Raw genomic sequence first — 6174 nt, forward strand, 5'->3', positions numbered from 1 at the left:
CCCGGCCGCAGCGGCCACCACCCCCACCCCCGCCGCGTCGCACAGGTCGTCCACCAGCGCGTCCCGCTCCCGCGCCGTGAACGCGTCCACACCCGGCACCACTCCCGTGAAGTACTCGTCGAGCCGCTCCGTCAACGCGTCCACGTCGGCGGAAAGGCGAACCACGGACGCCTCGCCGCTCCCCGCCGCAGCCACCACCACGCGCCGCAACTCGGCGATGCCCAAGCCGGTCTCGGGCGACGTCGCCAGCACCCGCACCTCCGCCGCCCCGTCGGCCGCCAGCAGCGCCCGGACATCGGTCAGGCACGCCGCGAGATCGGCCGGCCCCAGCCGATCGGCGTGGTTGAGCACGACGGTCATACTGCGCCCGTGGTGCCGCAGCGGTCGCAGGTACCGGTCGTGCACCAAGGCGTCCGCGTACTTCTGCGGATCGAGCACCCACACGAGGTGATCCGCGACCGCCACCACACCGTCCACCGCGTTGCGATGCGAGACGTCGAGCGAGTCGTGGTCGGGCAGATCGAGCAGCACGAGCCCTGCCGGCATCCCGCCCCGCCGCGCGTCCAACGCACCGTGCCGCGCCACCCGGTTCCCCGCCTCGACCCCGATCAGGTCGAGCAGCGGGGCGGCCCCTTCGAAGTCCCACGCACACGCGAACATCGCCCGGGTGGTCGGCCGGCGTGCCCCCGTCTCGGCGAGCCGCAACCCGGTGAGCACGTTGAACAACGACGACTTCCCGCTGCCCGTGGACCCCGCGAGCGCGACCACGGTGTGCCACGTGGCCGCGCCGAGCCGGGCGTCCGCGTGGTCCAACAGGTCCGCGATCGCCGCGAGGTCGGCCGGCGGCAACCGGTCGTGGGCCAGTTCCGCGGTGCGCTCCAGCGCGGTCAGCCGTGCGAGCAGTCGACCGGCCTCCTCCGAGCCGTCCTCGTGCCGCACCCGCCTCCCCGCGAACCGGTCGACCGCAGCGCGCCCCGACGTGTCCGCGAACCGATCGGCGGCCGGCACATCGGGCACCCCCCTATCGTGCGGACCGCCCCCGAACCGATCCCCCGTCACGCGCTCCTCCGCACCGCGTCGAGCGCCGCGATCAGCCCGCACTCGGCCGCCGAATCAGGCGTGCGTACCGCCGCCAACCGCCGCCCCCGCTCGTCGTCCAGCGCCCCCGCGACCGCGTGGCCCAGCTCCCGATGCGCGTCCAGAATCCGCCGGGCGGCCGCGTCGGACCCGATCCGTGTGCCGAGCCGCCCCGCCGCTTCACGGCCCACCCCGGGCCCCATCCCGGTCCCGCCGACCGCCGCGATCAAGGCGAGGTCCTCCACGCCGGCCGCCCACCCGGCCGTATCCGGTACCACCCGCCGCACCCCGCCCCGCGCCAGACACCCGGCGGAGCGCTCGGCCCCCCGCGCGAACGCGTCGGCCGCGAGCGCCGCCAGGCTCGCCCGTACCGCATCCGCCGCCCCCGGCACGTCCCCGTCCCGCCATCGTGTCGCCGCGGCACCGCGCAGCAACGACCCGTCGTCGAGGGCCGTCAGCGCCCACCTGGACGTCCAGGCGTAGGCCCGATCCACACACTCGCGGGCCCGACCGGCCGCGTCGTACTGCCGCGACACCGCCTGCGCGAGCGGCGGCACCCGCTGATCCAGACTGTGCAGCAACCCGCCCAGGGTGCGCCGCACGACCGCGTCCCGCGCGTCCGGATCGGCGCCGCGCTCGGCGAGCCAGGTCCGGATCGGTACCACGTTGCGTTCGGGCAGCGCGGCGCCCGGCGCGGTCTCGGGGATCGGATACAGCGGTACGTCGCCGAGCCCGGCCCGGCGCAACAACCGTACGAAGTCCGGGCGGACCAGATCGAGCGCCTCCGGAGGCACCCGATCGAGCACGATCGCGATCCGGGTGTCGCGATCACGCGCGAGCCGCAGCAGATGCCACGGCGCGGCGTCGGCGTAGCGCGAGGCCGTGGTCACGAAGATCCACAGGTCACCGGCTCCGAGCAGGCGTACCGCGACGCGCCGGTTCTCCACCGACACCGAGTCGATGTCGGGTACGTCGAGCAGCGCGATCCCCGGCGGCACCCGCTCGTCCAGGCACAACTCGATGTCGGCCTCGTCCGCGAACCAGTGCCGATCACCGGAGCGACACACCAACACCGGTACGCGCGTGGTCGGTCGCAACACCCCTGCCGCGGTGACCTCGCGGCCGACCAGCGCGTTCACCAGCGTCGACCGCCCGGCACCGGTCGAGCCGCCGACCACCGCGAGCAGCGGCGCGCGCGGAACGGCGAGCCGCGGCAACACGTAGTCGCCGAGCTGATCGATCAACTCACGACGAGCCAACCGCGCGTGTCCGGCGCCCGGCAGGTCGAGCGGGAAACACGTCGCCACGACCCGTTCCCGCAGGTTTGCGAGGGCTGCGGACAATCGGTCGGTTCCCATGATCACCACGGGCGGCCAGTGCCCGCATTGTTCGTATTATCAACGCCTCAGATCCGGGCGGTCACTCCGTCGGCCGAGGAACGCCGCGCGGCCTCGATCGTCTCCAGGACCGTCACCGCTTCCTCGATCGGCACGGGCGGCGCCCCCTCGCCCCGCACGGCGTCGGCGATCGCCGCGTAGTAGTCCTGATACGCGCCGGGCTCGGTCCGCACCGGCTCGGTCCTGCCCGGCGTACCGACCACTCCCCACGCGTCCGGCCCCTCGGTCCCCCACCCGGGCGTATCGACCCGCGCCCCGGACCTCAACAGCTCCTCTTGCGGATCCATCCCGAACTTCAGGTACGACGCCGTCGAACCGAGCACCCGAAACCGCGGCCCGAGATCGGCCGCGATCGCGCTCATCCACAGGTGCGACCGCACCCCACCCGCGTGCGTCAGCGCCACGAAGCTGTCGTCGTCCACGACCGCCCCGGCCCGCCGCGCCGCCAACTCCGCGTACACGTGCGTGGGTCGCCCGAACAACGCCACCGCCTGATCGATCAGATGCGTCCCGAGGTCGTACAGAATCCCGCCCAACGCCTCCGGGTCGGCCTGCTCCTTCCAACCCGCCGCCTTGACCTCGGGCCGCCACCGCTCGAACCGCGACTCGAACCGGTACACGTCCCCGAGCCGACCGTCCTCGACCAACCGCCGCACGGTCCGGAAATCCCCGTCGAACCGCCGGTTCTGGTACACCCCGAGCACCCGCCCACGCTCGGCCGCCAACGCGGCGAGCGCCCGCCCCTGCGCGGCGGTCCCCGCGAACGGCTTGTCCACGACCACGTGCAACCCGGCCTCCAGGGCCCGCGTCGCGAGGGGCACGTGAAACCGGTTCGGCACCGTGATCACGACAAGGTCGAAGTCACCCTCCCGGGCGAACATCTCCTCCGTCGTCCCGATCACTTCCGCACCGGGATGCCGCGCCCGCACCGCGGCCTGCCGCTCCGCGTTCCCGGTGACGACAGCCACCAGTTCAAGCCCCTCCACCGCCTCCACCACCGGCCCGTGGAACGCCGCGCCCCCAACGCCGTAACCGACAAGTACAGTCCTGGTGGGACCCACTGCGCCTCCCTGTGTCCGTTTCGGCCCTTCTCTGATCACATTCTGGCCGCCAACTGCGTCTGATCAGGTAACGGTGACCACCGGAGCGTCGATGAGGCATGCACACGGCCCTATTCTGTTGTGCCGCATCCGGATCCAGTGCAAGATCCTGATTCGCCCACGCCCTCGTAGCTCAGTGGACAGAGCAGGTGCCTTCTAAGCACTTGGTCGCAGGTTCGAGTCCTGCCGGGGGCACCCTTCTCCACCCGCACATCCGCACGGTGAGCGACGTTTTGACTGCCCAGCGCACACGCAGCAGGGTGCGCCCGAGGATTGGACCACCGCCGACCGACGTGGTTCGGGCCGTGCGGGCTGCTGTGGCCCACACCTCTCGGCGACGCGTGGCTCAGGCGGGCTACGGCTTGTGTGGGTGGTCACGAGAGTGGGACCCGGCCCCGTCGGAGGCAGGGAAAGGTGGGCCGTTTACAGGATTACCACCAGGGGGGTGCCGGTGCGGGGGTGGGGGGTTATGTGGGTTTCTATGCGGTAGACGGTTGTGAGGGTTTTGGGGGTCAGGACTTCTGCCGGGGTGCCGGTGGCGACTTGGCGGCCTGCGGACAGGAGGGACAGGCGGTCGCAGAACATGGCGGCCAGGTTGAGGTCGTGTAGGGCTACCAGGACGGTGACGCCCAGGCGGCGGACCAGGCGGAGCAGGGACAACTGGTGGTGGATGTCCAGGTGGTTCGTGGGTTCGTCCAGGATCAGCAGGCCCGGTTGTTGGACCAAGGCCCGGGCCACCAGGACGCGTTGGCGTTCGCCGCCCGACAGCAGGGAGAACGGGCGGTCCGTCAGGTCGGTGAGTTCGAGCAGGTCGGTCGCCGCGTCCACGATCGCGCGGTCGGTCGCGTTGTCCGGGTCCAGGAGGCCCTTGTGGGCGGAGCGGCCCATCGCCACCACGTCGCGCACGGTGAGCGGGAAGTCGGTGGGCATGTCCTGTAGGACCGTGCCGATGCGGCGGGCAGCCCACCGGGCCGAGTGGGTCCATACGTCCTCGCCGTCCACCAGGACGCGGCCGGCGGTCGGGCGGTTGACCCGGTACACGCTCCGCAGCAGCGTGGACTTGCCGCTGCCGTTCGGGCCGAGCAGGCCCACCACCTCCCCCGGTGCGACGTCCAACGAGACGTCGGCCACCAGGGGGCGACCCGCCACCGCGAAGCCGACCCCGTCGAGCGTCAGGCGTGCGGCCGGGATCGGCGTCATCCCAGACCCGCTTCCCGCCGCGCGTCACGGCGCAGCAACCAGATGAAGAACGGCCCGCCGACGAGCGACGTCACGATGCCGACCGGCAGTTCCTGAGGGGCCATCACCGTGCGCGCCGCGAGATCCGCGCAGATCGCGAACACCGCGCCGAGCAGCGCCGCGACCGGCAGCGCGCGCCGATGGTCCGCGCCCACCAGCAGGCGCACCACGTGCGGCAGCATCAGCCCCACGAAGCCGATCACCCCGCTGACCGCGACCACGACGCCCGTGAGCACCGCCGCGAGCAGGAACATGCCCTGCCGAAAACGCTGGACGTCCAGCCCGAGAGCCGCGGCGCTCTCCTCTCCCGCAAGGAGCAGGTTGAGGTTGCGCGCTTGGAGGAGCAGTACGACCAGGCCCACCGCGAGCGCGAGCGCGGGTACGAGCAGCAACGTCCAGCGCGCCGAGCCGAATCCGCCGAGGGTCCAGAACAGCACCTGTGACGCCAACTGCGGATCGGGTGAGGTGAGCACGAGCAGGCTGGTCAGGGACGACAGCACCGCGCTCACCGCGACGCCCGCCAGTACGAGCCGAACCGCCGTCACCCGCCCGCCCGATCGCGCCACCGAGAACACCACCAGCAGTGTCACTAGCCCGCCCGTGAATGCCGCGACGTTGAGTGTGAGCGCGCCCAGCGACAGGCCGCCGATCGACGCCACGCCCCACCGCATCACGAGCACCGCCCCGGTGGCGGCCCCCGACGAGACGCCGAGCACGTCGGGGCCGGCCAGCGGATTGCGCACGATCGCCTGGATCACCATGCCCACGACGGCGAGCGTCGCGCCCACGATCGCCGCGAGCAGCACTCGGGGCAGCCGGGTGTCGGCGATGATCAGGTCGTGCGCTCGGCTCCACGAGGGTTCGACCCACGCGTCACCGCCGATCCGATGCGCCAGGATGCGCCACGTCTCGGACCACGGCACGGGTACCGACCCCGCGAGCAGCCCGGCCGCGCCCGCCACCGCCAACGCCGCGATCAGGCACCCGACCACCACCGACAAAGGAGCCCGCCCGGCCGACCCGACCGCGACGGCGGCCCGCGGGATCGGCGACCCGCCCCCGCGCAGAACAGCTACCCGGGCCTCGATCGGGTCGGGGTCGATCGGCTCGACATCGATCGGCTCGGGGTCGATCGGCTCGACATCGACCGGCTTGGGATGGATCGGCTCGGAGTCGATCGGCTCGACATCGACCGGCTTGGGTTTGATCGGCTCGGGGTCGATCGGGTTGACATCAATCGGCTTGGGGCTGATCGGCTCGGAGTCGATCGGGTCGCCCTTGGTTGGATCTGTCTCGATCAGGCCGGTCTCGTCGAAGCCCAAGCCGGACCCCGAGCCCAAGCCAAAGCCCAACCCGCCCCC

5 protein-coding genes and 1 tRNA gene are annotated in these 6174 nt (G+C 72.2%); 1 reads left to right on the top strand and 5 read right to left on the bottom strand.

Going from position 1 to position 6174, the window contains the following annotated elements:
* The 3 genes from GT354_RS32575 to GT354_RS32585 form a co-directional block, all read right to left on the bottom strand.
* A partial coding sequence (locus tag GT354_RS32575; RefSeq protein WP_202512566.1) for a GTPase occupies window positions 1-1017 on the bottom strand: 1017 nt, incomplete at its 3' end.
* Between the two features lie 38 nt (window positions 1018-1055).
* Window positions 1056-2435: a GTPase domain-containing protein gene (locus GT354_RS32580; RefSeq protein WP_161359978.1), complete on the bottom strand. Its 1380-nt coding sequence runs from the start codon at window positions 2433-2435 to the stop codon at window positions 1056-1058.
* Between the two features lie 47 nt (window positions 2436-2482).
* On the bottom strand, window positions 2483-3535 hold the full coding sequence (locus GT354_RS32585) for a Gfo/Idh/MocA family oxidoreductase (RefSeq protein WP_161359979.1): 1053 nt from the start codon (window positions 3533-3535) through the stop codon (window positions 2483-2485).
* Between the two features lie 161 nt (window positions 3536-3696).
* Between GT354_RS32585 and GT354_RS32590 the strand changes: the two genes are divergently transcribed.
* A tRNA-Arg gene (locus GT354_RS32590) sits at window positions 3697-3769 on the top strand.
* Between the two features lie 228 nt (window positions 3770-3997).
* Here the strand turns inward: GT354_RS32590 and GT354_RS32595 are convergent.
* A complete protein-coding gene (locus tag GT354_RS32595) occupies window positions 3998-4774 on the bottom strand; it encodes an ABC transporter ATP-binding protein (RefSeq protein ID WP_161359980.1) in 777 nt (258 codons plus the stop codon).
* Window positions 4771-6174 (bottom strand): iron chelate uptake ABC transporter family permease subunit (locus GT354_RS32600; RefSeq protein WP_272923929.1); only part of this gene is annotated, 1404 nt, incomplete at its 5' end. The genes GT354_RS32595 and GT354_RS32600, both read right to left, overlap by 4 nt.

Origin of the sequence: Streptomyces sp. SID3343 (assembly GCF_009865215.1) — a bacterium.
Classification (GTDB): domain Bacteria; phylum Actinomycetota; class Actinomycetes; order Streptomycetales; family Streptomycetaceae; genus Embleya.